Raw genomic sequence first — 23,820 nt, forward strand, 5'->3', positions numbered from 1 at the left:
TCTCTGTCTGTTTAAAAAATGGTCTCCAAAGGTAGGCTCACCTCCACACGGGTGCCCTTGTCACGTCCTTTGTCCAAAATGTCCAATTTGCCTTGGGTGTTCTTCTGTGCGTTCAGGATTTCCAATCGGCTTTCGGTAATGGCCACCCCAAACGATTTTTTTGTTGCCAAAACACTGTCTTCCGTCTGCCTACCCTGTCCATCATCATCCACCGTGCACAAAAGCATGTTTCCTTGTTTGGCAATGCCAATGGAAATGTGTCCCCTATCGGCTTTTTGGGCAAATCCATGCCAAATGCTGTTCTCGATGAATGGTTGTAGCATCATGGGGGGTACTGCAATATTTTCCGTATCCAAGTCTTCTTCCACTATGATTTCATAGGAAAACTTACCTGGTTGTCTTTTGCTCTCCACTTGAAGATAGAGATCAAGAAATTTCAAATCTTCGGACAACGGGATTTCTTTGAATTCTGAATTTTCGAGCACCATTCGCATCAATTTGGCGAACTTGGTGAGGTATTCCATTGCCGTTTCGGTGTCGTTCTTTAAAATATAATCCCCAATGGAATTCAGGGAGTTGAAGATAAAATGGGGGTTCATCTGGGCCCTGAGTGCCTTGAGCTCAGTATCGGAGACCAATGCCCTAAACTCCGCTTCCCTTTTCTGCTCAAGATCATCCCTTCGGCGTTTGTACAGCATAAAACCAAAGACCGATGCCAGAAGCAGGCCTCCACCGCCCAAAAGGGTCGCCCTTTTTATGGTGGTCTGTCGTTCGATCTCTGCCTTGGTGACGGTCCGTTCCTTTTCAAAATCAAATTCCAATTGCTTTCGGTTGATCTCCACCCTTCTGTTCTGCCCATTGAGACTGTCCTTCAACGTGGAAAATTTTTTGTAGGCGTCCAAAGCTTCTGAAAAATTGCCCTTTGCCGCATACACATCGGCCAAGGTTCCCCATGCCGATTTTTGTAAAAACAGATTTCCCTGCGCATCGCTCAGTTCCAACGACAACTTTGCATATTTTTCGGCCATTTCATAGTCGTTGTTGCCCATATAGGCCATGGAAGCATTGGCATAGGCGGTGGGCCGCACAAATTCGATTCCATATTGTTCAATCAGCGCAATACTTTTCTCTGCGGAGACCAATGCAGAATCCACTTGGCCGTCCTGTCCATAGATCAGGGAAAGGTTGCTGTGAAGATTGGCCCTGTAAGTAGGGTTGTCCTTCACCTGTTCCATGTCAAGGGCCTTGTTGTAATAATAGATTGCGGAGTCCAATTGGTTGATTGAACCATAAATATTGGCCATGTTGGCCGTGGCGGTCAGCTCAAGGTTCTTGTCGTGTTTCAACACCTGTTTGAAAAAGTCCAGTGCCTTCCCATATTCTTCCTGCTCGTAGTAGAGGGTGCCAATTCCCCCGTAGATGCTCCATCCGTAGGGTTTCAGCCTTTTGTCCTTCTCCATCAAGGCAAGGGCCTTATGATAGTATTCCTGGGCCTTATATGGGTTGGAAAAGGAATATTGATGGATGAGGGCCAAGCGTTCATAGGCAAGCATGGTTCCCTTTCCATACCCCATTTTCGTTGAAATTTCAAGGGTTTTTTCAGCAAAGTCCAATAATGTAGTGTCCGCAGGATTTGCGAAAAGGGCCTGTTTGGTGTAGTGGTTCCTAAGGTCAATGGTGGCGGTATCAGTTAACGACCGATTCTCCATCAATCGGGAAAGGGAATCCAACTCTTTCTGGAACTGTTGTGCAGATATGGGCAGAACAAAGGCAACAAAGGCGAGCAAGCACAATATGCGTTTTACAAAAGCATCCATTTAGCGTAAAGTCAAGGAATGATGAAAGTACACATTTTAGCAAAAAATAAACGCTCCCCTGCACAAAATAAAAATACCCGACCACAGGATCATTAGGGGTTTTGTGGGTGTGGCGGTTCCCCTAGTTTTGGAATATAAAGAACCAAACCTCACAACATGGACAAGGAAACCGTCATCCACTTTTTCACCCGCTCCGAAAAATCACTTTTGGGCGTTTGCAGCACCATCGCACAGAAATTCAAATTACCCCCAATCGGGGTCAGGGTGGCCCTGATCGTGTTGACCCTGATTTTTATCCCTTTAGGGATCATCGTCTATTTGGGGTCCTATCTTGCTTTCAATCAAAAGAAAGGCAGAATGGTGACCTTCGGGCTGCTCGGGGCCCTGTTGGGCATTCCGTTGAGTTATTACTTCCAGTCGGACATGGTCCAAAACTATGGAAGCCTTTATGGGAACACTGGGATGTTCAGCTACCTAAAGAATTTCACGACCATAGTGGATGAATACGACAAATATGTGGGCAATGGCTGGGACATTGTCTTCAACGTGCTGGTGAGCATCGTTGTATTTGCCTTGGTGGGCGGAGCCATCGGATACTTTATGGACAAAAATGAAAAAAACAACAAACTACACAACTAAAACACAACCTTATGAGATCTAGATCATTCCTTTTGATGACCGTATCGTTTGCATTCCTTATGTTTTCCTGTGGAAGTTCCATGGAAAGTGATGCCAAAAAGTTTGCCGAACTACAATGCGAGACCATGCAAGATGCCCTTAAAGGTGGACTTGGCGCCATTGACACCGCAAGGGAAGAAGCGATGGACGAATTGGAAGGCAAGTACAGGGAATCGAACGAGATTGCAAAATTCAGACAACTGGTGGATAAAGAGTACAAAGAAAACTGCAAACTGAATACCCGCTAAAATATCCAACCCTATAATGGGTTCCGCACAAATAATATCCAATGAAAAATCCATACAAGTATCTTTCCATCTTTCTGATTGCAAGTTTGTTCCTTTTCAGTTGTTCAAAAAGTGACAACGGGACTGACGAAACTGACAGTGATTATTATTTCCGTTTCAAAGTTGATGGAAACCAGGTTGATTATGTTTTCAAACCGGATACCCAAATCAATCTCACGGGAATCATCGACCATGATGAGCAATCTGGCGTGCATGCAATGAACATTGGGGGGATAGACACTATTTTTGAAACGGGACTGACCAATAGGTTCTCCATTCTTATCGGGGATATGGAGAATATTGTGGCAGGAACATCCTACACCAATATCCAAGGCCAGGGCGACAGAACACCGGATTCTGCTTTTAACATGAGCTACTTTGATGCGGAAGGGAACATTTACATCGCCGTGTTGAACACCACAGCCACACAACTTTATGATTTGGCGACCGTGAAATTCACGGAAATCACGGATTCCCATGTCAGTGGATCATTCTCTGGCACTTTAAAATGGTACGATGTCAGTGGCGGAACTGTGGAATTGGTGGATTCGGTCATCATTTCCGAAGGAATATTCAAAGTGCCACGCTATTGAATATTCCACTCAACGCAAGCTGTAAACCTAAACTTCTAGGGTTACATTGACCAAACTATAACTGTGTCCGGCATTTGACCCAAAGAAAAAACTCCTTGGGTCGTGTTTGTTTTTGGTTTTTCGTAGTATTTTCATCCCAACTATAAAAAGAATATCATGAAACGAACACTGCTATGCCTATTGGCCTTCCAATTGGTGGGATGTACGGAACTCCAACAGGTGGTCAACCAACTACCCCAGGGAACCACAGGAATCGGAAATGCCGAAATAGCCCAAGGACTTCGCGAGGCCCTCAACATGGGCATTGAGAAACAGGTGAACAAACTGGCCAACGAAAATGGTTTTTTCAGGAACGAACTCGTAAAGATCCTACTCCCCGAAGAGCTTCAAAAAGTGGACAAGACCCTTAGGGATGTAGGTTTGGGAAGTTTGGCCGATGAAGGGCTCAAAATCATCAACCGTGCAGCTGAGGATGCCGTTGGTGAGGCTACCCCTATTTTTGTGGATGCCGTGAAGGGAATCACTTTCAACGATGCCAAACAGATTCTGTTGGGGGCCGATAATGCTGCTACACAATACTTGGAGCGGTCAACGAAAACCCAATTGTACGGGAAATTCAACCCGATCATCAAAAATTCGTTCCAAAAAGTCGGGGCCGATAAAATCTGGAGCAACATCATCACGAAGTACAACAACCTGCCGCTCACCAATGACGTAAACCCTGACCTGACCGACTATACGACCAATGAGGCCTTGGAGGGCGTATATACCATGATCGCTTTGGAGGAAAAGGAAATCAGAACAAAAGTATCGTCCAGAACAACGGATTTGTTAAAAAGGGTGTTTTCCCTTCAAGATTAATCACAATTTTTTCACAATAACGCAATAAGTGGAAAATAAGCCCGTTATAAACTCAATAAAAGAGAACAAGTATAACATATTCCTAAAGTTAAATTAACCTCTTGCTGAAGGTTAAACAGGAATTTTGCAACGAGTTAGTTATCTGAGTTAGCATTTTTTTGAGTTAGTTAGTTTAAAAAACCGGTGGGCCACACCGGTTTTTTTGTTCATTGCTTTTTGTAAAGGCCATCAAAGGCAGTGGATACCACTTTTTCACCTTGCAGCACCTCCCATAACTGCCGAACGGTACCATCGCTGTTTTGGGTCCAAGTGATCCGATTGCGGTACTTCTTCCCATCATCTTTGGTAAATTCATCGGATACCAATATCATTTGATTGTCCCTCCTATCCCCTATCAATTTTAAATAAGCACCGGAATTGTCCACCCAGAGCTGTTCCCATTGTTGGGTATCCTTGTTGTAAAAGTTCAAGCTAGTGCCCGTGTACCCCGCATTGGCACTGGTCCAGTTTTCCCTGATCACACAGCCGCCCTCTTCCTTACTGATGATACTGGTGCCAGCAGGCTTGCCATCAGTGGAATTCACTACCTCCCATTCCCCTATCCAAAAGTCAAATGTCCGCTGCTCTTCTGAACAACAGTTGCAGGCATCCTTTTCCTGTGCATTTGACACCGCGAAGACCATAAATGCAAAAAATACCACTCTTTTCATACACTATCGGTTTTTGTAGCCATCCATACTTATATTAAAGGTACGTTAATTTAAATCTAAAGAAATGTGAGAAAATGTACTCATGGAGGTCGGTTTCGTTAAATTTTAGATAAAATACCTGATTTCTAGACATATATCATCGGAAGGCATCATCCACAAGTCCGTTTTGGACGTATCTTTAGCATAACAAATCTTGGGAACAATGGACAATCAATATTGCAAAGTAGGGGCAGTTACCCCGATCACCAGCGGAAACCAGGCAATCTATGTTCTGGAAGTTATGTACAACAACTTTGTTGAAAAGGCGGCCAACGTGTCACAGGCCGACATGCATCTTGGCGAATTTTTCAAAAGAAAGGCGCAGAGCATCAAAAAGACATTGGAAAGTCTGGGTTGAGTTAAGGTAGTTTTGCCAACTCCAACTCCATTTCTCCTTGGATTTCCTTTGCCTTTTTCGCAGCGACTTGCGCAAAATCCTGCCCATTCGAGGCATACAAAATACCGCGCGAGGAATTGACCAAGAGTCCTATGTCCTTGGTGATGCCGTATTTACAGACTTCCTGCAAACTTCCTCCTTGGGCACCGACCCCAGGGACCAATAAAAAGCTCTCGGGTACTATTTGCCTAATTTCTTTCAAGAAAGATGCCTTGGTCGCCCCGACCACATACATCAACCTTTCTGAACCTTTGTAGGTCTTCGAGGTGGCCAGAACTTCTTTATACAGTTCCCTGTCCCCCACTTTTTGGGTCTGGAAATCAAACGCTCCTTGGTTGGAAGTCAAAGCCAACAAAATGGTGTGTCTGTCCCCAAACTCCAAAAAAGGCTCCACGGAATCCCTGCCCATGTAGGGTGCAATAGTGATGGAATCAAAATCCATCGTATCGAAAAAGGCCTTTGCGTAGCGCGTGGAAGTATTCCCGATATCACCCCGTTTTGCATCGGCTATGGTGAAGATTTCTGGATGGTTGACGTTCAGGTATTCCAAGGTACGCTCCAAGGATTTCCAACCCTTCAACCCATAGGCCTCATAGAAGGCAATGTTTGGCTTGTAGGCCACACAATAGGGATGTGTAGCATCGATAATGGCCTTGTTGAAAGCAAAAATGGGGTCTTCGTCGTCCAGTAAATGTGCTGGAATCTTGTCCAAATCCGTGTCAAGACCAACGCAGAGAAACGATTTTTTCTGACGGATCTGCGAAATTAGATGTTCTGTCTTCATTTCAAAAGGTTCTCGACTGCGCTCGACCTGACATACAAGACCAGTCAATAAAAAGTTTAAAAAATCTCCGAAGCCTCTTTCAGTTTTTCGGTGTTTTCCACCAACATCAGCTCATCGATTATTTTTTGGACATCGCCGTTCATGATGTTCTGCAGGTCATACAGGGTAAGCCCGATCCTGTGATCGGTGACCCTTCCCTGTGGATAATTGTACGTTCGGATCTTGGCCGAACGGTCCCCACTGCTCACCTGTGAATTTCGTTTTGCGGCATCCTCGGCCTGCCTTTTGGCCAGTTCCATATCATATAACCTCGAACGGAGTACCTTAAAGGCTTTGTCCTTGTTCTTGTGTTGGGATTTTTCGTCCTGGCACTGGGCCACGATACCTGTGGGAAGGTGGGTCAAACGTACCGCGGAATAGGTGGTGTTCACCGATTGTCCTCCAGGTCCTGACGAACAGAAATAATCGATACGGACCTCTTTGGGGTCTATCTGCACATCAAATTCCTCCGCTTCGGGAATCACCATCACGGTTGCCGCACTGGTATGCACCCTACCTTGTGTCTCGGTCTGGGGCACACGCTGCACTCGGTGCACGCCCGCTTCAAATTTCAAGGTACCGTACACATCCTCTCCCGTGACCTCAAAATGGATTTCCTTGTATCCGCCACTGGTGCCTTCGCTCAAATCGATGACGTTGGTCTTCCATCCTTTGGATTCACAGTATTTGGTGTACATGCGGAACAGGTCCCCCGCAAAGATACTGGCCTCGTCGCCTCCGGTCCCGGCCCTGATCTCCATCACCACGTCCTTGGCATCCTCGGGATCTTTTGGAATCAGTAGGAACTTGATTTCCTCTTCCAACTTGGGCAGGGCACTTTTGGCCTCATCGAGCTGCATCTTGGCCATTTCCACCATTTCGGGATCACTGCCATCGGCGATGATCTCCTCGGCCTCGTTGATGTTATTGGTCAGGGAAATATAATCCTCGCGTTTTTCCGCAAGGGCTTTCAAGTCCTTGTATTCCTTGTTCAATTTAATATACCGCTGCTGGTCCGAAATGACATCGGGCTGGATGATAAGGTCGGAAACCTCATCAAAACGCTGCTTTACGATATTGAGTTTGTCAAGCATAGATCAATCTTCCTTAGGGATGCGAATTTACGATTTTTTAGTTGGATTCCTTTCCAACAAAATTGGGTCAGTTCCCCACAAAAGTAGTTCCGAGCGTAACGATGAACGCATTGAGGCCATCACTTCGGTCGTATTGGCTAAAACGGAGGTCGATGGTCTTCAGGCCAAAACTGAACACTTTGGCCGAGGCAAAAATGTCGCGGTACTGCACTCCCATCCCATATTGATGGGCATTGTAATCCGATAGATCATAATCCGAAGTATAATAGGTATCTGTGGACAGTGCTTCCTCTTTGGGATAAAAATAATCTGCTGCGGTCTGGGTGTAATAGCGATAGGTGGGATACAGGATGAACTTGTCCGTTACCTTGAAGGGTGCCTCCAAACTGGCCGTGTGGGAAGTAATCCCCCAATCGTCCCAATAAAAACGGTAATAGGAACGTAACACTACCAAGTCGTTCAGATAGTAGTTCAACCTGCCCCCGAAGGGTATTTTGAACCTACTGTCCGGTAATTGCTCCACATTGTCCGCCAATTGGAAATCATCGATATAAAAATCTTCAAAATCCGCAAAGTACACCCGCTGGAAAGGCGTGCTCAACAATCCGTTCTGGGAAACAAGGTCCATGAACAAGGCACCTTGCAATTTTTTTCCCATAATCTGTGAAAAGTTCAACGAAAGCGAATAGGAGTTTCTGTTCTCCTTTTCAAATTCCGAAAAAATGGGGTTATAAGTGCCGTTCCCGGTAATCCGATCATCAAAAAAACCTTCACGTAGTTCAATGGGATATTGCGGGTTCCACTTGTCCAAAAACACCCGGCCGCTCAAGGTCAGTTCTGTGTTCTTCTCGTTGAACAAACGGGTATAGCTCCCTCCAAAACCAAGGGACAGATAATCGTACTCCGTGGAAAAATAGGCATTGGCGCTCCAGATGGAATTCCTGTCATCGGAACTGTGCTGATAGCTGGGGTTGATATAGGTCAAAAGGTCCTTCCTGGATTCCCCCGAAGAGGCATCAAATGGGGAAACACTGAGTCCGCCATCCAAAGGGTTCACGTTGCTGGAAGAGGCAGAAGTGTAGGCCGAAAGGCCGACATCCACCGTTAAAATATCATTCTCGTTCATGGGCATCCGCAGTACAATGCTGGAAGTGGCATCGGTCAACTCTTCAGTTCCCTCGCCCCCAGTCACCGCGGCATTTTGCCCATCCTGCTTGTAATAACTGAACAACAGATCGACCTCACTTGTCTCCAGAACACGTTTTTGGTAAGAGGTGCCGGTCTGCTGCGAACGGGCCGCCATAGAGCAAAGAAAGAGCAATCCAAAACAGAACAGTGTCCTTTTGGCGACTCCTGATCTTTTGATGCAATGTTTCATAGTGTCCCGTAGCATTTAATTACAGCCACAACCGCCCCCTGTTTTGCCTCCATTGGCCCCGGCGGATGCTTCCCGGTAGATGTGGAAATTAGTCTCAAAGCGTTCACTGGCCCTAGCGCCCAATTGCATCTCTGCATCGTTCAGATAGGCCTTGTCGTACTCGCGCACGGCCACACAGGAACTTGAAAGGAGCAATACCAAGAGAAAAAACATCGCTTTGACCATGGTCTAAATTTACGGATTCATGTCGAATATGATCCCCGAACTCTTGTGAATTTTGTTGTCCGAGTCCACGACCACGGCCTCTACCCCATCCATCTGGTTGATCATGTGCAGGCCAACATCCCTTCCCATGATGAAAACGGCCGTGGCCAAAGCGTCACAAAGTTCTGCCTGTTTTGCAAAAATGGACACGCTGTTGACCCCCGTTGTGGGGTATCCTGTCCTAGGATCGATGATATGGGAATATTTTTTTCCGTTCAGGGTGATGAACTTTTCGTAATTGCCCGACGTGGCCACCGACGATTCGATGACGGGTAACCAACTGAACACTTTGTCCTTGCTCAACGGATTGGCGATGCCTACCAGCCACTTCTCCCCTGTCACTTTGGTCCCCCAAGTGGTCAGGTCGCCAGAAGCGTTGATGATGCCCCCTTTTACATCCTTGGAAACCATGAGCTCTTTGGCCTTGTCAGCAGCATATCCCTTTCCAATGGCCCCAAACCCGATACACATGCCCGGTTCAGGCAAGAACACGGTTTGGTTCTTTTGGTCCAAAACAATTTTCTTGTATCCGATCTTTGCCACAGCTTTTTGGATATCCTCTTCCTTGGGTGCACTTTCCATACTGCCATCGAACTTCCAGATGTTGTCCATGGACGCATAGGTGATGTCGAAGGCGCCATCAGTGATTTCGGAGATCCGTATGGAACGCTCGATAAGGCCAAAAAGCTCTGGACTCACCTTCACTGGCTTTATGCCTGAATTTTTGTTGATGAGCGAAGTCTCGGAGTTTTCATCCCACGAAGATATGATCTTTTCAATACGTTGTATTTCGGAAACGGCCTCATCAATGTTGATATAGCCTATTTCCTCGTTCGGGGCCACCACGGTGACCTCAAAACGGGTCCCCATCAACTTGAGCGTCTTTTTTACAGTGACATCCTTCTGTCCCAATTGCCCCAAGGACAATAGACAGGAAAGGCTGCACAAAAAAACGGTGATCGCTTTCATTTGATGAACTTGTTGAGGAGTGAAATATATTTTTCTGGGGTAAGCCTAGGGTTGAACCCTGTTTCTCCCAAAACAGATTCGTTCTTGTCCAAGACCACGACCAAGGGAAAGTATCCTTTGGGATTGTATTTTTCGGCCAGCGTTTTGTTCACACCCGATTTATCTTCGGGAAGCTGGTTTTGTTTTTTTCGGGGAAAATCGGCATTGTACAGCACGTAGTTTTCGGTAGCATAAACCTTGAATTCCTCCGAATCCAGGATCTTTTTTTTCAAACGGATGCAGGGAGCGCACCAATCGGAACCGGAAAACACGAGAACAATGGGTTTGTCAGTGGTATTTGCCCTATCCAATGCACTGGCATAACTCTCCTGCCACTCCTGTGCATGCAGGGTGCCAAGACATACCAATAGCAATAAGGTCAACAATCGTTTCATAAGATTTGGGACTACAAATTACTCAAATACTCGCAGCAGGGATCCATCAAGTTCGGTATTGAACACTTTGAGGGCACGGGCAGGTTTACTGTCCACTTTGTTCAACGGCGTTCCATCCTGTCCAAAACGTGATCCGTGGACATCGCAATAGAAAATACCACCATCCTGGTTCACGAACCTTACTTGATCATAGGATTCATGGCTGCATACCTGACTGGCCGCCACATATTCTCCCTGCAGGTTTCTGGCCACAACGACCAGATTCTTCAAAATAAACCCTCCATTTGTCGCTAGTGCTTGGGCTTCTTGGGAAGTAAGATCTACTGTAAAATCCACGCCTGTGGGCACTTCTTCAAGATTTCCATCAATTTCGTCCTTGGAACATCCATGCAGACAGGGAAAAGTAAGGGCAAATGCAGCACCTGCACCCAAACTTCTCAGAAATTGCTTTCTTTCCATAGCTAGAGGTTTATAATAAAGAACGCTAAACTAAAAGGAATCGTATGCTAATAGTGAAACTTGCCGTACTCGCTCTGGATGGTCAGCTTTTTGGTTTCCGATGGTTCAACTCTACCTATGATTTGGGCATCTACCTCAAAACTTTTGGAAATCTTGATGATATCCTCAGCAACCTTCTCATTTACATAGAGTTCCATGCGGTGTCCGCAATTAAAAACCTGGTACATTTCCTTCCAATCAGTACCGGATTGCTCTTGGATCAATTTGAACAGCGGTGGTACGGAGAACATATTATCCTTGATGATATGAAGGTTGTCCACAAAGTGAAGGATCTTCGTCTGTGCTCCCCCACTACAGTGTACCATCCCGTGGATTTCCTTGGAGGAATAGCTTTCCAGTATCTTTTTGATGATGGGCGCATAGGTCCTTGTGGGAGACAGCACCAATTTTCCGGCATCCAAAGGTGAGCCCGGAACGACATCCGTCAACTGGGTCTGACCAGAATATACCAACTCTTCAGGAACGGAAGCATCATAGCTTTCGGGATATTTTTGGGCCAGATATTTTCCAAAAACATCATGCCTGGCAGAGGTAAGCCCATTGCTGCCCATTCCGCCGTTATATTCGGTCTCATAAGTCGCTTTTCCATAGGAAGCGAGGCCCACGATGACATCACCTGCAACGATATTGGCATTATCGATCACCTGGCTCCTTTTCATACGGGCAGTAACGGTCGAATCCACGATTATGGTCCGTACCAAGTCGCCCACATCGGCCGTTTCCCCACCTGTGGAATGGATGGTGATGCCGTGCTTTTTCAGGTCGGAAATCAATGCCTCCGTACCATTGATGATTGCTGAAATGACTTCGCCGGGAATCAGGTTCTTGTTCCTTCCGATGGTGGAGGAAAGCATGATATTATCGGTTGCCCCCACACAGATCAGGTCGTCCACGTTCATGATCAGGGCATCCTGGGCTATCCCTTTCCAAACGGACAGGTCACCCGTCTCCTTCCAGTACATATAGGCCAAGGAGGATTTGGTTCCGGCACCATCGGCATGCATCACAAGGCAATGGTCTTCACTACCGGTCAAATAATCTGGGACGATTTTGCAAAAAGCCTTGGGAAAAAGTCCTTTGTCTATGTTCTTGATGGCACTGTGCACATCTTCCTTGGAAGCGGAAACCCCTCTCTGGGCATATCTTTTACTCGTGTCGGATGACATAAAAATGGGTTTGGGCAAAAATAACGGAAAGCCATCAATTAATCGACAGCTCTCCGTAGGTTTTCATTTTTGCAGCTCTTATTATTTGGCAAATAGCAATTCCCTGTATTTCGTAAAGGGCCAAAGATCGTCCGCAATCAATTTTTCCAATTTATCGGACTGTTCCCTGATCTTCTCAAAATAGGGTTTTACATTGTTGCAATAGGCTTGGGCCTTTTTGTTGCTCATGGCCATCCCATTGGCACGTTTTCTGGCATCGATCATCTCATCGGTCAGCTTTTTGATCTGGACAATGTGCTCTCCTACCTGCTCCAAGATGTTCAACTGGCTTTCGGCCACATTTTTATGGGCCGCTCCATAGACCTCTTTCAGGCCACTTACGTTCTTCAACAAAATATTTTGGTATCGGATAGCGGCAGGGATGATGTGGTTATAGACCATTTCCCCGAGCACCCTTCCTTCAATCTGGATATGGAAAATATAGGCTCCCAACTCCACTTCTTGATGGGCCTTGAGTTCCACTTCGCTCATTACGCCCATTTCCTTGAAAAGTTCCAAACTCTCCTTGGAGGTGATCACTTGCAGGGCCTCCGGGGTGTTTTTGTTGTTGCTCAATTTGCGCCTTCTGGCCTCTTCCTGCCATTCCATTCCGTAACCATCGCCCTCAAAACGGATACGCTTGGAGGTCTTGATGTATTCACGAAGCACATTGAAAACGGCCTCGTCCTTTTTCAGGCCTTTCTTGTCGATCAGTACATCCACTTCCTTTTTAAAGTCGGTGAGTTGTTTGGCCACGATGGTGTTGAGGATGGTCATCGGTTTGGCGCAATTGGTCTTGGAGCCCACACCTCTCATCTCAAACTTGTTTCCTGTGAAGGCAAAGGGGGATGTACGGTTCCTATCGGTGTTGTCCAACAGGATTTCCGGGATTTTGCCCACCACGTTGAGTTTGAGCTCCGTCTTTTCTTCGGGGGACAGTTTTCCTTTGGAAACGCCTTCGAGTTCATCCAGTACATTACTCAATTGTTTTCCAATAAAAATGGAAAGGATGGACGGCGGGGCCTCGTTGGCACCCAATCTGTGGTCGTTGCTAGCAGAGGCGATGGAGGCGCGCAAAAGCTCCTCATAGGTGTCCACTGCTTTTATGGTATTCACGAAAAAGGTCAAAAACTGAAGGTTTTTCATGGGCGTGCTCCCTGGACTGAGCAGGTTCACCCCGGTATCGGTGGCGAGGGACCAGTTGTTGTGCTTTCCAGAGCCGTTGATCCCTGCAAAGGGTTTTTCATGGAACAGCACTGAAAAATGGTGGCGGTCCGCAATCTCTTCCATGACGTCCATCAACAATAGGTTGTGGTCCACGGAGAGGTTGGCTTCCTCGAAAACGGGTGCAAGTTCAAATTGATTGGGAGCTACCTCATTATGGCGGGTCTTGACTGGGATGCCCAATTTGGTGCATTCCTTTTCCAAGTCGCTCATAAAGCTCAAAACCCTGGGTGGTATCACTCCAAAATAATGGTCGTCCAACTGCTGGCCCTTGGCAGAAAAATTGCCCACGAGGGTCCTTCCGGTCATGGTAAGGTCCAAACGCGATTTGGCCAATGCTTTGTCCACCAAAAAATATTCTTGTTCCCAGCCCAAAGTGGCATAGACCTTTCTCACATTTTTGTCAAAATACTGGGCAACACCTGTCGCTGCTTGGTCAACTGCGTGCAATGCCCGTAGCAACGGTGCCTTGTTGTCCAAGGCCTCACCCGTGTAGGCTACAAATATGGTGGGAATACAGAGGGTGGTCTTATAGATGAATGCCGGGGAAGTCGGGTCCCAAGCAGTATATCCACGGGCCTCGAAAGTATTCCTTATGCCACCACTGGGAAAACTGGACGCATCGGGTTCTTGCTGCACCAATTGGGCCCCTCCGAACTTTTCCATGGCCCTACCATCAGGAAGTATGTCAAAAAAAGCATCGTGCTTTTCGGCAGTGGCTCCGGTCAAGGGTTGGAACCAATGGGTGTAGTGCGTAGCGCCCATGCTCAGGGCCCATGCCTTCATCCCTTCGGCCACCTGGTCGGCAATTTTACGATCTATCTTATTACCCTGAAAAATGGCAGATTTTACATTTTCAAAAGCTTCCCTTGTCAGGAATTGGAGCATTTTGTCCTCATTGAAAACATGCTTCCCGAAGAGTTCGGAACGTTTTCCAATCTCGCTTATCGATGTATGTTCCCTTTTACGGCTTTCGGCCAAGGCTTGAAATCTTACTTTCGGCATTTCATTTGTGTTTAGGAGACAAAATTACAATTAACAATTTAATAATATAAGTTCGAAAAAATACTTTTTTTTCACTTTCCCCCACCTAAAATAGGGGTATTATAAATTATAACGAGAATTTTGTGATTTTACCCCCATGAAACATTGATTATTAAATGAAAAAACTATTTTTGCTTCCATTATTTGAGAACGATTAACTACCAAAATTATGAGCAAATCTAAATTAGAGTATATCTGGTTGGATGGTTACTTCCCTACCGCCAACATGAGGAGCAAGACTAAAATCGAGGAGAATTTTAGTGGTAAATTGGAGGACTGTCCCATATGGTCCTTCGACGGAAGCTCAACAGGGCAAGCGGAAGGTGGTTCTTCCGACTGCTTGTTGAAACCTGTTTCCATCTTCCCTGACCCAGCAAGAAATAATGGCTTTTTGGTCATGGCAGAAGTATTGAACGCCGATGGCACTGTGCACGAAACCAACTCAAGGGCCACTATTGATGATGAAAATGATGACTTCTGGTTTGGTTTCGAGCAGGAATACTTTATCATGGACACCCACACCCAATTGCCCCTCGGGTTCCCAATGGGCGGGTATCCCGGCCCACAAGGATTGTACTACTGCTCCGTTGGTGGTAAAAATACCCATGGTAGGGATTTGGTGGAGCGTCATGCCGACCTATGCCTTGAAGCGGGAATCAACTTTGAAGGAATCAACCAAGAAGTTGCCTGCGGACAGTGGGAGTTCCAAATTTTTGCCAAAGGTGGCAAACACGCTGGTGACCAAGTTTGGATTGCCCGTTATCTTTTGGACAGATTGACCGAGGAGTATGGTTACTACATCGAGTACCACCCAAAACCCATCAAAGGGGATTGGAACGGTTCCGGTATGCACGCCAACTTTTCCAACACTACGTTGCGCACGGCCGGTTCCAAAGAAGTTTATGAAAAAATATGTGAGGCCTTCCGCCCTGTTACCGCTGAGCACATTGCTGTTTACGGTGAGTTCAACGATCAGCGTTTGACCGGTAAGCACGAAACTGCTTCCATCAAGGATTTCAGCTATGGAGTTTCCGATAGGGGCGCTTCCATCAGGATTCCGATCATGACCGTTGAAAAAGGATGGAAAGGATGGCTGGAGGACAGAAGACCTGCCTCTAACGCCGACCCATACAAAGTTGCGGCCAGGATCATCAAAACAGTAAAGTCTGCAAAGATATAACTGGGAGCAAATAAATTAGTTGTTGATTATAGATGAAAAGCCGTCCCAACCATGGGGCGGTTTTTTATTTTAGTGTCATATACACAAACGTGACGTAAAAGGCCAAAAGCACAAGACCGTCCTTCCACCCCAAGCGCAATCCCTTTGGGAAGAACACCAAGGGCAATATCAAAAAGGAGATGCCCAGCATCCAAAAGATGTCGTTATAGAGCAATCCCTTGTCCACTACATTTATAGGAGTGATAATGGCCGTTATTCCCAAAACAGCCAGTAGGTTAAAAATGTTAGAGCCAATCAAGTTGCCCAAAGAGATGGCCTTTTCCTTTTTGAGCACTGCAATCACTGAAGCTGCCAATTCCGGAACGCTGGTCCCAATTGAAACCACGGTTATCCCAATGATTCGGTCACTCACCCCAAAAGCGGAGGCCATGCCCACAGCTCCTTTGATCAGGAGCTCCGATCCGCCCCAAAGCGCCGTTCCCCCTATCCCCAGCAACAATACCGTTCTATATAAAGGTAGCGGAACATCATCTTCTGGCTTTTCATCCACAACGGCCGTTTGCTGAAACCTAAGTAGGTACACCAAAAAGAGAAATAGACAGGACACAAGGATGATTCCTTCATATTGCTGCAGCACACCATCAAAGTAAACAAAACCACAAAACAGCAATGAGGCCACCATCATCACCGGCCAATCGGTGGAATAAAAACTCTTTCGCACATCTATACTCCCCAATATAATGGTAATGGCCAGTACCAATCCAAGGTTGGCGATGTTAGATCCCACCACATTGGCAAGGGCAAGATCTGGAAAACCGTCCAAAGCAGCTTTTACGCTCACAATAAGTTCCGGGGCCGATGTGGCGAAGGAGACCACCGTCATCCCGATCACAATTTTTGGGATGGACAACCTGAGCGATAGGGCCACTGCCGATTTCAACAACCAATTTCCCCCGGCAATAAGAAGGCCAAGCCCCAGCACAACAAAAAGTAGATTTTCCAAAGAGTCGAGTTTTGCGTAAAAATAGCGGAAGATTTGATCAACCAAAAGTGTTCTTGAAAGAATAAAAAACTATAAAAATAGTTAATAAACTATAAAAATAGTTGTTTAACTATGGAATTAGTATTATGTTTGGGACTGTAATTTCCGAGACTATGCAAAAATTGACCAACAAGGAAGAGGAAGTGATGAAAATCCTTTGGAAGCTGAAAAAGGCTTTCGTTAAGGAGATTTTGGAAGAGATAGATGGCGAGAAGCCGCATTACAACACCCTCTCCACCATCGTGAGAAATTTACAAGAAAAGGGATATGTGGGCCATGAGGCCTTTGGGAACACCCACCGCTATTTTCCCATGGTGACCAAGGAACAATACCGCAAAAAGTATGTCAACGCCGCCATAGCCGACTATTATGACGATTCCTACAAAAGTCTGGTTTCCCATTTTGCGAATGAGGAGAAGATATCGGTAAGGGAACTCCAAGAAATCATTGACCTCATCGAAAAGAAGAAATAATGGAACCTATCCTATTGTACTTTGCAAAAACGGTTTTGATCACCTCCCTTTTTTTGGGGGTCTACCATTTGTTCCTGAAGCGGGACACCTTTTTCAAGGAAAACAGGTTGTTCCTACTTTCCGGGCTCATTCTCTCCCTCCTCTTTCCCTTGATCAAGATTGAAAAGGTGGTTGTGGCCACCAAACCCGTCCTGGTCAATTTGGCAAGCAACTCCAATGCTGCCAAGATAGCTCCTGTGCAGACCCTCTTCACACTTGAAAATGTGCTCTGGGCCGTCTACTTGATCGGGTGTGCCCTACTATTGGTGAAATTTCTGGTTCAATTGAGTTCATTGAGAACCTTGACCAAAAATGCCAAAACTTGGAAGGAACATCCTTTTTTGCATGTGGAAACGGAAAAACGGATTTCGCCTTTCTCCTTTTTCAATTCCATTTTTTACAACCCGTCCCTGTTCAACACCAAAGAGCTTAGGACCATCCTGTCCCATGAAAAGGTACATGCAAGGCAATACCACACACTGGATATCTTACTATTGGAAACCTTGAAAATTGTATTATGGTTCAATCCTGTCCTGTGGCTCTACACACGGGCAGTAAGACAAAACTTGGAGTTTTTGGCCGATTCGGAGACCATCAGCCAAATGGAGAACAAGAAAACCTACCAATACCTTATGCTGAAACAGGCAGTGGATGGTCAGCAATTCAAAATCACAAATTCATTCTATAATTCATTAATCAAAAAACGAATAGTCATGTTAAATCAAAATCAATCCAAAAAAATCAATGTGTTCAAAACATTGTTCGTGCTACCACTGCTGGGACTATTCCTGGTCAGTTTTAGCGTAGAAGAGGTATATCGTTATTCCAGTTCTGAAAGCATTGAAGGCATCATGGACGACAAATCCGTTGAGCTATCCATCGACAAGGACACTTCCAATGACGACTTGGACAAGATGAAGAAAAAGCTGTCCGAAGATGGCATTGATTTCAGCTACACAGCGGTCAGGAACGACGAAAAAGAAATTATTGAGATCACTTTGAATTTGAGCGGCAAAAATTCCAAGGGAGAAAAATTCAGTGGCAACTACACTTCCAATTCAGATGGTCCCATAGACCCACTCACTGTTTTTTATGACGATGGGGCCAACTTGGTCTCGTTTGGCAATGCCAAGCACAACAAGATCCGCATCCATAAAATGGATGATGATGTGACCTGGACCACTTCGGGCAAGACAGAAATCAGGGTCGATGGATCCAATGCCAAAAAAACTGTAATCGTCAACGGAAAAAAACTCAGCGACGAAGAAATTGAAGAAATAGAAATAGGCACAGGCACTTCAATCCATTTTAGTTCAGATGATGATGACAGTGTAAGCCATAAGGTCATCAGAATCAATAAAATGGCAGACAAGGACGAGAAGAAACAGGTGATGATCATCAGGAATTCGGATGATGATAAGGATATTGAAGTAATTGAAAAAGATGCCAGCTTCTTGTATATAGATAACGATGGGGACAGCGAACCGCTCTATTATATAGATGGAAAAAAAGTGTCCAGCAAAGACGTACAAAAAATCTCCCCCAAGGATATTAAAAGCATGAATGTGCTCAAAGGCGAAATGGCCATTGAGAAATATGGGAAAAAAGCCAAAGATGGGGTCGTGGAAATTACTACAAAAAAGGGTAAGAAATAGAAAAAAATATCCCTGAAAAAGGAAAGGAACCGCTCATTAGAAAGTGGTTCCTTTTTTTTTGGGGGCAAACGAAAAGGCCAAAAAATGGTCTTTTGGAAACGAAACCTCCCTTGGTTTTCAAAAAACACCTAAAAACACCCCTACAAAAGTTACAGTTTAATACATGAAACATACTATGGAATTACATTTTAAAACTCTAAACAAGGAACATGTTTAATTTTCAAGGAGCATCTCGTTCAAAAGACTACAATCTTGTATGCAATTGTATTGATTTTGGGCTAAAAGTTTGGTAACATGAATCTTATCATTTTATATTCGAAAAATGCAACCGGTCAGCACTAGTTTTTTAACCTAAAAAAATCAATCGGACTATGATCGCAATAGTAAAGTTTTTCGTTATGCTTCTAATTCACCTCATCACCCTTGTTTTCATGTAACAATGGTCGGTGGACTCCATAGTACCGCAACTGTTTAGTATATTTGGTAAATCCAACACCACAAACCATGTTGTACAAGATTTTGGCAAAAATCAACAAAGCGGTTCTTCCCTCTTTCACCAAAAAGGGTCTTGACCTGTCCAAGGCATCAAAGTGGCAACTGGCCCTCATAGGCTGGCGCTACTATGTCACCACCAGGGCATTGGACGGCGGGAATTAATATTGGAGCAATGACCTGATGGGGTATCCTTTGAGCTTATCGGCTCCGTTCAAGAAGGTCAGTTGGATCAAAAAATTGCACTGAACCACCTCGCCCCCGAGCCGTTCCACCAATTGACAGACCGCTTTGGCCGTTCCGCCGGTGGCCAGGACATCATCATGGACCAGTACCTTATCCCCTTTTTCAATGGCATCGGAATGGATATGAAGGGTTTCCGCTCCATATTCCAGATCATAACTCTCGGACAAGGTATCAAAAGGAAGCTTTCCAGATTTCCGGACAGGCACAAAACCGGCACCAATTTTCTGGGCCAACAAGGGCGCAAAAATAAACCCTCGACTATCCACTCCAACCACTTTATCAACTTTGGCATCAGTGATAAAATCCAAAAGTGATTCCGTTGCCAATGTTAGGGCCTTGGGGTCTTTCAGAAGCGGTGTGATGTCCTTAAAAACAACGCCGGACTTTGGAAAATTGGGGATATCACGAATGTATGTGGAAAGGTCCATTATTTTTGTATGCCAAGGTTTTGTGGTAAATTTAAAAAGAAATATATTTGCAGCCCATTAAAACGGCCTCGTGGCGCAACTGAATAGCGCATCTGATTACGGCTCAGAAGGTTGCAGGTTTGAATCCTGCCGAGGTCACTTGATGGGACAAATTCAAAAATGATGAATTTGTCCCTTTTTTATTTCCATTTAAGTCTTTGTCTATCAGTGTGATATACTTAATTGCTTCATTGATCCGGGTGGTTCGATATTCAAATCCGTCAAAAGTCAGATTTTCAGGAAAGACCGAACCAATAATCTTTCTTTTTTGCGTAATCGTCCCGGTTTCATACAAATAGCCCAACTGAGAAAGATTGCTGATTGCCTTGTCCCACAGGGGTTCCACGTTTTGCGTGTCTGTAATCGTACTTGTGAGTTTAGCTTCCAGCCTGTTTATTTTTTTATCGGCATCCGCTTTCATCATTCGGTAATCATCCGCTTCAATATCACCACATAAAAGCAGTTCTCTGGCTTTACTCAGTTTATTATTTTCATCCTGTAAACGGATTTTGAGTTGCTGTATATTTCCAATCCTATTTCTGGTTTTTGCTTTATATACCGTAGTAATGACTTCTTTAAATAGATTCAGTTTAGGAATGGAATACACATATTTCCCAATTTCGGAAACGATCTTTTCATTCATATCTTCGGCCTTGTGTCTGAATTTACAGCCACCAGAGCAATGGTAATAATAATAATACTGGGAACGCCCTTTCGACTTGCTACCGGTCAGCATACGTCCGCAATCCGGGCAAATCACAAATCCACGTAATGGAAAATGACCATCCACCTTCATTTTAGCCCGCATCACTTTTTTACGACCGTCAAGCACATCCTGTACATCATAAAACAAGGCTTCAGATATCAGGGGTTCGTGTTGCCCCATTACCAATTGACTTTCTTCATCTTTGTATTTAGGAATAAATATTTTACCGCAATACATAGGATTACGGATAGCTGTCCAGAAATTATTCTTACTGCATTTCAGCCCCTTTTCCTTTGCCATTTTCCAAACCTGCTCGGTACTGAACATATTTTTTGCCAACTCTTTGAACGCCCATTTCATAATATCGCTCTGAACTTCCCTTGGGGCAATATATTTTTTACAGCTTTCGTTGGTTTTATTGACGTATCCAATCGGCGCTGTTCCCATCCAGCGACCTTCTTTTTTAGCCCTGCGCATCCCATGAAATACATTCAATGCCCTTCTGTCATTTTCCACTTCAGGAGCAGCCAAATAAAAGGCGAGCATCATTTTATTTTCAGGGATTGATAAATCTAGCGGTTGTTCGACTGCCTGCGGTTCTACCCCCAATCTTCTCAACGTGCCGATCATCTGATAAGCATCTCCCGCATTTCGGCTGAACCTGTCCCATTTGGTAAATAATATCAAATCGGACTGCCCTCTGGATTTACGAAGGATGCCCAACAGTTTTGTCCAGGAAGGACGTTTAAAGGTTTTTGCAGAATGATCCTCATAAATCACTTTCCGTACCTGAATATGGTTGATTTCACAATACTTACGCAAACGCTCTTCCTGATCCCGTTGTGAGTATCCCTTATCGGCCTGTTCATCCGTGCTTACCCGTATGTATAAATCTGCAATTTTCATCTTTTGAGTGTCTTAAGGTTGTACCATCTAACAGACTGATTTCGTTTATAAATATACGAAATTCAGGCAGGTTTTGCCAGATACTGATCTACTACAATATCCGCTATCTCATACATAAAATCCAGTATTACTTTCACCTGTTCAGCTGTTACTTCTATACCGTCTTCTTTTAATAGTGCTATTGCTTTTTCCGGCGGAATTCTTTTTACTTCATTTTCCATCTTACACCTCCGCTTTAAAACAGCAAAAGCCCCGAAGGGCTTTATACCGAAAAATTAATTCATGCTACCCATCGCTTTCGGGAAAGTAGATTTTACTCCCCTTGTTTTTATTAAATGAGGGTTCATACCGTATATACCCGTAGGCATTGAGATCCTTTACACATTTATGATACGTCATGGCAGATGATATTTTTGCAATCTTCATAATGTCATAACTGAATGCCACTATCGGATTGCTATTGCCCATCTTTGCCCTGTACTCTAACAGGGCAGCATATATCCCTATATGTGTAATACTGATACGGCCATCTTGCTCAATAGCCGTAAAAAAATCAGATAAAGGCTTTAACTCTTCCATATCATTTAGGTTATGGTGGGTCTCTTTCTTTTCTTCTTAGCCTTCGGTATGTCCGGAGCTTCATCTGCAATCGGCTGCTGCTGACCTTTATGCTCCTGTTTAGCAGAGCGGCTTTGTGCTTCCGATTGTTTTTCCGTCTTGGACTGGCGGTTATCCACCCGTTGCATATTACTGTCATAGATATTGATAGTCTTAAACCGTGGATTCGCCTCGATGTACTGTTTTTGCTCCGAACCTTCGTTTTGAAAAGTTGCCGATTGCAGGTTTCCCTTTTTCAGGGAATCGATTAGGTTGGATTTATAGGTTTCGTTCTCCAGTTCTTTAATAGGATGTTTGGAGAGTGTTGCTTCCAGATCATACCCATAGTTTTGATGATACTGCTGTATTTTGAAATTTCCATTGTCATCACTCTGTTTAAAATCCATCTGTAACCAGGCATTGTAGAGTTGCCCCTCCTTGTTGGTCAAATCCTTATTGACCGACCGGCCTTCCATTAAGTTGTAGGCTTCTTTGAGGGTAATGTTATTCCCTTTGTTGATATAGAAGGTCTGTTTCATGGCTTCATCGGGATTGTTTTCCTTTTGCACACTCACCTGGTACGAGTTGAAGAAATACATATCCGTTTGCTTGGACTTACTAAAATTCATTCGGGCTTCCACCTTATCAGTACCGAATTTCGTTTCATGTACCAGCTTAAAGGCTGGCTTTTCTATTTCCATCATTCGCTTTAAGGGAGCTTCAAAACCTTCCCCGAAACCGGTATATTTAATCTGGTCTTTCAAGTATTCTAAATTCTTCTGATTCATGATAATTGATTTAAAAGTTATTGATAGGTGTATTTCCTGTTGATTTGCAATTTGGGAAGTACTGCCGCTTTAATAATCGTCCTGTTTTTTACACTGAGCTCGATATGCCTTCCGCCGTTTGCTTCAAACAATTGAATGGCGAGGTATTTCTTATCGGGAATGGTAAATTTGGGAACCGCAACCACCAAGGTCTGTGAAGACCGACCGTTAATTTTTGTTACGTTATTTTGGAGGTGTGCCGGGGTAATCTCAATTTCCTGTGAAGCCGTACGTTTAGCCTTTTTCTGGTCACGGATAAAAAAGCGTAATTGGTCAATATCATAGCTGATATTGGATGTGTTGGTAATGGTTAACCGCAGGTACATCAGGTTGTCCCGAATGAATATTCCATTCAATCCGAAACGGATACCATATTTGCGGTGCTTTACCTTACGCCCCTTGTATTTGGAATATAGGGCGTGTGTAGCATAGGTGGTGACTTCAGCCTCATTAATCGATCCGGGTGAAAGGAAAATACTGTTTTTGTTATTCCTTTCCTTCATGGAAACATTTAATACGGACGGCTTTAGGGTATAGTTAATCACAAAGGAGTTTAGTTTTCCGTCTGCGGTAACTACCGTCAGGTTGGTCTCTGGGAAACTATCCCTTGCCGCTTTGAGCTGTAGAATATTGGTAGCCCCTTTGGCTTTTTGCGCCAATACATCTTTGCTGCCCCTATCCACACCTACAATGGCACTTGGAAATATAATATTTGTCGTTTTGAAATAGGTAATCTCCAAAGGATAGGGAGCGATGGATTTGGGCTCAAGCTTAGCGATGCTTTGAGCATTTACATTCAATACGAAAAGGAACAGGAAAAATCCCATTACCATACATGCATTTATCTTTTTCAT

The 23,820-nt window shown here is 44.7% G+C and carries 27 protein-coding genes and 1 tRNA gene; 10 read left to right on the forward strand and 18 right to left on the reverse strand.

The features are described 5' to 3' along the window. Positions 1–11 precede the first annotated feature (11 nt). Positions 12–1,817, reverse strand: coding sequence for a tetratricopeptide repeat-containing sensor histidine kinase (locus tag FOT42_RS11440; protein ID WP_151890712.1), 1,806 nt, complete (start codon positions 1,815–1,817; stop codon positions 12–14). 156 nt (positions 1,818–1,973) lie between these two features. Here FOT42_RS11440 and FOT42_RS11445 point away from each other — a divergent pair, with 156 nt between their 5' ends. The 4 genes from FOT42_RS11445 (at position 1,974) to FOT42_RS11460 (ending at position 4,236) form a co-directional block, all read left to right on the forward strand. After that, positions 1,974–2,456: a PspC domain-containing protein gene (locus tag FOT42_RS11445; RefSeq protein WP_151890713.1), complete on the forward strand. Its 483-nt coding sequence runs from the start codon at positions 1,974–1,976 to the stop codon at positions 2,454–2,456. Between the two features lie 11 nt (positions 2,457–2,467). Next, positions 2,468–2,743, forward strand: a complete 276-nt coding sequence (locus FOT42_RS11450; protein ID WP_151890714.1) for a hypothetical protein — start codon at positions 2,468–2,470, stop codon at positions 2,741–2,743. Positions 2,744–2,784: 41 nt separating this feature from the next. Beyond that, entirely contained in the window at positions 2,785–3,375 is a 591-nt protein-coding gene (locus FOT42_RS11455) for a hypothetical protein (RefSeq protein WP_151890715.1), read from the forward strand. A gap of 156 nt (positions 3,376–3,531) precedes the next feature. After that, entirely contained in the window at positions 3,532–4,236 is a 705-nt protein-coding gene (locus FOT42_RS11460; RefSeq protein ID WP_151890716.1) for a DUF4197 domain-containing protein, read from the forward strand. 206 nt (positions 4,237–4,442) lie between these two features. Here the strand turns inward: FOT42_RS11460 and FOT42_RS11465 are convergent, their stop codons facing one another. Further along, entirely contained in the window at positions 4,443–4,946 is a 504-nt protein-coding gene (locus tag FOT42_RS11465; protein WP_151890717.1) for a hypothetical protein, read from the reverse strand. A 202-nt stretch (positions 4,947–5,148) separates the two neighbouring features. Here FOT42_RS11465 and FOT42_RS11470 point away from each other — a divergent pair, with 202 nt between their 5' ends. Further along, positions 5,149–5,343 carry a hypothetical protein gene (locus tag FOT42_RS11470; protein WP_151890718.1) on the forward strand — a complete coding sequence of 65 codons (195 nt, stop codon included), beginning with the start codon at positions 5,149–5,151 and terminating at the stop codon, positions 5,341–5,343. A gap of 1 nt (position 5,344) precedes the next feature. Here the strand turns inward: FOT42_RS11470 and pyrF are convergent, their stop codons facing one another. The 9 genes from pyrF to FOT42_RS11515 form a co-directional block, all read right to left on the reverse strand. After that, complete coding sequence (gene pyrF / locus FOT42_RS11475) at positions 5,345–6,166, reverse strand: orotidine-5'-phosphate decarboxylase (protein WP_151890719.1); 822 nt, start codon at positions 6,164–6,166, stop codon at positions 5,345–5,347. A 56-nt stretch (positions 6,167–6,222) separates the two neighbouring features. Continuing rightward, positions 6,223–7,299, reverse strand: coding sequence for a peptide chain release factor 1 (gene prfA, locus FOT42_RS11480; protein WP_151890720.1), 1,077 nt, complete (start codon positions 7,297–7,299; stop codon positions 6,223–6,225). Between the two features lie 67 nt (positions 7,300–7,366). Next, positions 7,367–8,677, reverse strand: coding sequence for a DUF3570 domain-containing protein (locus tag FOT42_RS11485; protein WP_151890721.1), 1,311 nt, complete (start codon positions 8,675–8,677; stop codon positions 7,367–7,369). Positions 8,678–8,692: 15 nt separating this feature from the next. After that, positions 8,693–8,902, reverse strand: a complete 210-nt coding sequence (locus tag FOT42_RS11490; RefSeq protein ID WP_151890722.1) for a DUF4266 domain-containing protein — start codon at positions 8,900–8,902, stop codon at positions 8,693–8,695. Positions 8,903–8,911: 9 nt separating this feature from the next. Continuing rightward, the gene (locus FOT42_RS11495; protein ID WP_151890723.1) at positions 8,912–9,910 is read right to left on the reverse strand and encodes an FAD:protein FMN transferase; all 999 of its coding nucleotides are present in this window, start codon (positions 9,908–9,910) and stop codon (positions 8,912–8,914) included. Beyond that, positions 9,907–10,344, reverse strand: a complete 438-nt coding sequence (locus FOT42_RS11500; RefSeq protein ID WP_151890724.1) for a thioredoxin family protein — start codon at positions 10,342–10,344, stop codon at positions 9,907–9,909. The genes FOT42_RS11495 and FOT42_RS11500 overlap by 4 nt, the downstream gene beginning before the upstream one ends. A gap of 18 nt (positions 10,345–10,362) precedes the next feature. Next, a complete protein-coding gene (locus tag FOT42_RS11505) occupies positions 10,363–10,803 on the reverse strand; it encodes a QcrA and Rieske domain-containing protein (RefSeq protein WP_151890725.1) in 441 nt (146 codons plus the stop codon). Between the two features lie 47 nt (positions 10,804–10,850). Continuing rightward, entirely contained in the window at positions 10,851–12,029 is a 1,179-nt protein-coding gene (locus FOT42_RS11510; protein WP_151890726.1) for an AIR synthase related protein, read from the reverse strand. Positions 12,030–12,110: 81 nt separating this feature from the next. After that, a complete protein-coding gene (locus tag FOT42_RS11515) occupies positions 12,111–14,297 on the reverse strand; it encodes a glutamine synthetase III family protein (RefSeq protein WP_151890727.1) in 2,187 nt (728 codons plus the stop codon). Between the two features lie 208 nt (positions 14,298–14,505). On the opposite strand from FOT42_RS11515, the gene FOT42_RS11520 reads away from it, so the two are divergent. Beyond that, positions 14,506–15,516 carry a glutamine synthetase beta-grasp domain-containing protein gene (locus tag FOT42_RS11520; protein ID WP_151890728.1) on the forward strand — a complete coding sequence of 337 codons (1,011 nt, stop codon included), beginning with the start codon at positions 14,506–14,508 and terminating at the stop codon, positions 15,514–15,516. Between the two features lie 64 nt (positions 15,517–15,580). On the opposite strand, the gene FOT42_RS11525 is transcribed toward FOT42_RS11520, so the two are convergent. After that, entirely contained in the window at positions 15,581–16,519 is a 939-nt protein-coding gene (locus FOT42_RS11525; protein WP_151890729.1) for a calcium/sodium antiporter, read from the reverse strand. A gap of 152 nt (positions 16,520–16,671) precedes the next feature. Here FOT42_RS11525 and FOT42_RS11530 point away from each other — a divergent pair, with 152 nt between their 5' ends. From FOT42_RS11530 to FOT42_RS11540, 3 genes are all read left to right on the forward strand, one after another. Beyond that, entirely contained in the window at positions 16,672–17,031 is a 360-nt protein-coding gene (locus tag FOT42_RS11530) for a BlaI/MecI/CopY family transcriptional regulator (protein ID WP_151890730.1), read from the forward strand. Beyond that, entirely contained in the window at positions 17,031–18,725 is a 1,695-nt protein-coding gene (locus FOT42_RS11535) for a M56 family metallopeptidase (RefSeq protein ID WP_151890731.1), read from the forward strand. Before FOT42_RS11530 ends, FOT42_RS11535 begins: the two co-directional genes overlap by 1 nt. 504 nt (positions 18,726–19,229) lie before the next feature. Next, on the forward strand, positions 19,230–19,382 hold the full coding sequence (locus FOT42_RS11540; RefSeq protein ID WP_151890732.1) for an SsrA-binding protein: 153 nt from the start codon (positions 19,230–19,232) through the stop codon (positions 19,380–19,382). Here FOT42_RS11540 and FOT42_RS11545 read toward each other — a convergent pair. Further along, positions 19,379–19,891, reverse strand: a complete 513-nt coding sequence (locus FOT42_RS11545; RefSeq protein WP_151890733.1) for an adenine phosphoribosyltransferase — start codon at positions 19,889–19,891, stop codon at positions 19,379–19,381. The two genes, FOT42_RS11540 and FOT42_RS11545, sit on opposite strands and share 4 nt — an antisense overlap. 64 nt (positions 19,892–19,955) lie before the next feature. Here FOT42_RS11545 and FOT42_RS11550 point away from each other — a divergent pair. Continuing rightward, positions 19,956–20,029, forward strand: a tRNA-Arg gene (locus FOT42_RS11550). Here the strand turns inward: FOT42_RS11550 and FOT42_RS11555 are convergent. The 5 genes from FOT42_RS11555 to traN all read right to left on the reverse strand — a co-directional run bounded on the left by FOT42_RS11555 (position 19,995) and on the right by traN (position 23,820). After that, positions 19,995–21,542, reverse strand: coding sequence for a recombinase family protein (locus FOT42_RS11555; RefSeq protein ID WP_151890734.1), 1,548 nt, complete (start codon positions 21,540–21,542; stop codon positions 19,995–19,997). The genes FOT42_RS11550 and FOT42_RS11555 overlap by 35 nt on opposite strands. 62 nt (positions 21,543–21,604) lie before the next feature. Continuing rightward, the gene (locus FOT42_RS18095) at positions 21,605–21,763 is read right to left on the reverse strand and encodes a hypothetical protein (protein WP_013072897.1); all 159 of its coding nucleotides are present in this window, start codon (positions 21,761–21,763) and stop codon (positions 21,605–21,607) included. A gap of 64 nt (positions 21,764–21,827) precedes the next feature. Further along, positions 21,828–22,121: a hypothetical protein gene (locus tag FOT42_RS11560; protein WP_041579029.1), complete on the reverse strand. Its 294-nt coding sequence runs from the start codon at positions 22,119–22,121 to the stop codon at positions 21,828–21,830. A 5-nt stretch (positions 22,122–22,126) separates the two neighbouring features. Beyond that, positions 22,127–22,927 (reverse strand): hypothetical protein, encoded by an 801-nt coding sequence (locus FOT42_RS11565; RefSeq protein WP_151890735.1) that lies wholly within the window; start codon positions 22,925–22,927, stop codon positions 22,127–22,129. A 17-nt stretch (positions 22,928–22,944) separates the two neighbouring features. Beyond that, complete coding sequence (traN, locus tag FOT42_RS11570) at positions 22,945–23,820, reverse strand: conjugative transposon protein TraN (RefSeq protein ID WP_151890736.1); 876 nt, start codon at positions 23,818–23,820, stop codon at positions 22,945–22,947.

Origin of the sequence: Flagellimonas hadalis (genome assembly GCF_007785775.2) — a bacterium.
Classification (GTDB): Bacteria; Bacteroidota; Bacteroidia; order Flavobacteriales; family Flavobacteriaceae; genus Flagellimonas; species Flagellimonas hadalis.

Excerpts from the sequence above, each read along its gene's own strand:
- FOT42_RS11465 (WP_151890717.1), bottom strand. The coding sequence starts at position 4,946 with ATGAAAAGAGTGGTATTTTTTGCATTTATGGTCTTCGCGGTGTCAAAT.
- FOT42_RS18095 (WP_013072897.1), bottom strand. The coding sequence starts at position 21,763 with ATGGAAAATGAAGTAAAAAGAATTCCGCCGGAAAAAGCAATAGCACTA.
- FOT42_RS11530 (WP_151890730.1), top strand. The coding sequence starts at position 16,672 with ATGCAAAAATTGACCAACAAGGAAGAGGAAGTGATGAAAATCCTTTGG.
- pyrF (WP_151890719.1), bottom strand. The coding sequence starts at position 6,166 with ATGAAGACAGAACATCTAATTTCGCAGATCCGTCAGAAAAAATCGTTT.
- FOT42_RS11445 (WP_151890713.1), top strand. The coding sequence starts at position 1,974 with ATGGACAAGGAAACCGTCATCCACTTTTTCACCCGCTCCGAAAAATCA.
- FOT42_RS11515 (WP_151890727.1), bottom strand. The coding sequence starts at position 14,297 with ATGCCGAAAGTAAGATTTCAAGCCTTGGCCGAAAGCCGTAAAAGGGAA.
- FOT42_RS11470 (WP_151890718.1), top strand. The coding sequence starts at position 5,149 with ATGGACAATCAATATTGCAAAGTAGGGGCAGTTACCCCGATCACCAGC.
- traN (WP_151890736.1), bottom strand. The coding sequence starts at position 23,820 with ATGAAAAAGATAAATGCATGTATGGTAATGGGATTTTTCCTGTTCCTT.
- FOT42_RS11505 (WP_151890725.1), bottom strand. The coding sequence starts at position 10,803 with ATGGAAAGAAAGCAATTTCTGAGAAGTTTGGGTGCAGGTGCTGCATTT.
- FOT42_RS11540 (WP_151890732.1), top strand. The coding sequence starts at position 19,230 with ATGTTGTACAAGATTTTGGCAAAAATCAACAAAGCGGTTCTTCCCTCT.
- FOT42_RS11460 (WP_151890716.1), top strand. The coding sequence starts at position 3,532 with ATGAAACGAACACTGCTATGCCTATTGGCCTTCCAATTGGTGGGATGT.
- FOT42_RS11500 (WP_151890724.1), bottom strand. The coding sequence starts at position 10,344 with ATGAAACGATTGTTGACCTTATTGCTATTGGTATGTCTTGGCACCCTG.
- FOT42_RS11450 (WP_151890714.1), top strand. The coding sequence starts at position 2,468 with ATGAGATCTAGATCATTCCTTTTGATGACCGTATCGTTTGCATTCCTT.
- FOT42_RS11555 (WP_151890734.1), bottom strand. The coding sequence starts at position 21,542 with ATGAAAATTGCAGATTTATACATACGGGTAAGCACGGATGAACAGGCC.
- FOT42_RS11485 (WP_151890721.1), bottom strand. The coding sequence starts at position 8,677 with ATGAAACATTGCATCAAAAGATCAGGAGTCGCCAAAAGGACACTGTTC.
- FOT42_RS11440 (WP_151890712.1), bottom strand. The coding sequence starts at position 1,817 with ATGGATGCTTTTGTAAAACGCATATTGTGCTTGCTCGCCTTTGTTGCC.
- FOT42_RS11510 (WP_151890726.1), bottom strand. The coding sequence starts at position 12,029 with ATGTCATCCGACACGAGTAAAAGATATGCCCAGAGAGGGGTTTCCGCT.
- FOT42_RS11455 (WP_151890715.1), top strand. The coding sequence starts at position 2,785 with ATGAAAAATCCATACAAGTATCTTTCCATCTTTCTGATTGCAAGTTTG.
- FOT42_RS11535 (WP_151890731.1), top strand. The coding sequence starts at position 17,031 with ATGGAACCTATCCTATTGTACTTTGCAAAAACGGTTTTGATCACCTCC.
- FOT42_RS11545 (WP_151890733.1), bottom strand. The coding sequence starts at position 19,891 with ATGGACCTTTCCACATACATTCGTGATATCCCCAATTTTCCAAAGTCC.
- prfA (WP_151890720.1), bottom strand. The coding sequence starts at position 7,299 with ATGCTTGACAAACTCAATATCGTAAAGCAGCGTTTTGATGAGGTTTCC.
- FOT42_RS11490 (WP_151890722.1), bottom strand. The coding sequence starts at position 8,902 with ATGGTCAAAGCGATGTTTTTTCTCTTGGTATTGCTCCTTTCAAGTTCC.
- FOT42_RS11520 (WP_151890728.1), top strand. The coding sequence starts at position 14,506 with ATGAGCAAATCTAAATTAGAGTATATCTGGTTGGATGGTTACTTCCCT.
- FOT42_RS11495 (WP_151890723.1), bottom strand. The coding sequence starts at position 9,910 with ATGAAAGCGATCACCGTTTTTTTGTGCAGCCTTTCCTGTCTATTGTCC.
- FOT42_RS11565 (WP_151890735.1), bottom strand. The coding sequence starts at position 22,927 with ATGAATCAGAAGAATTTAGAATACTTGAAAGACCAGATTAAATATACC.
- FOT42_RS11560 (WP_041579029.1), bottom strand. The coding sequence starts at position 22,121 with ATGGAAGAGTTAAAGCCTTTATCTGATTTTTTTACGGCTATTGAGCAA.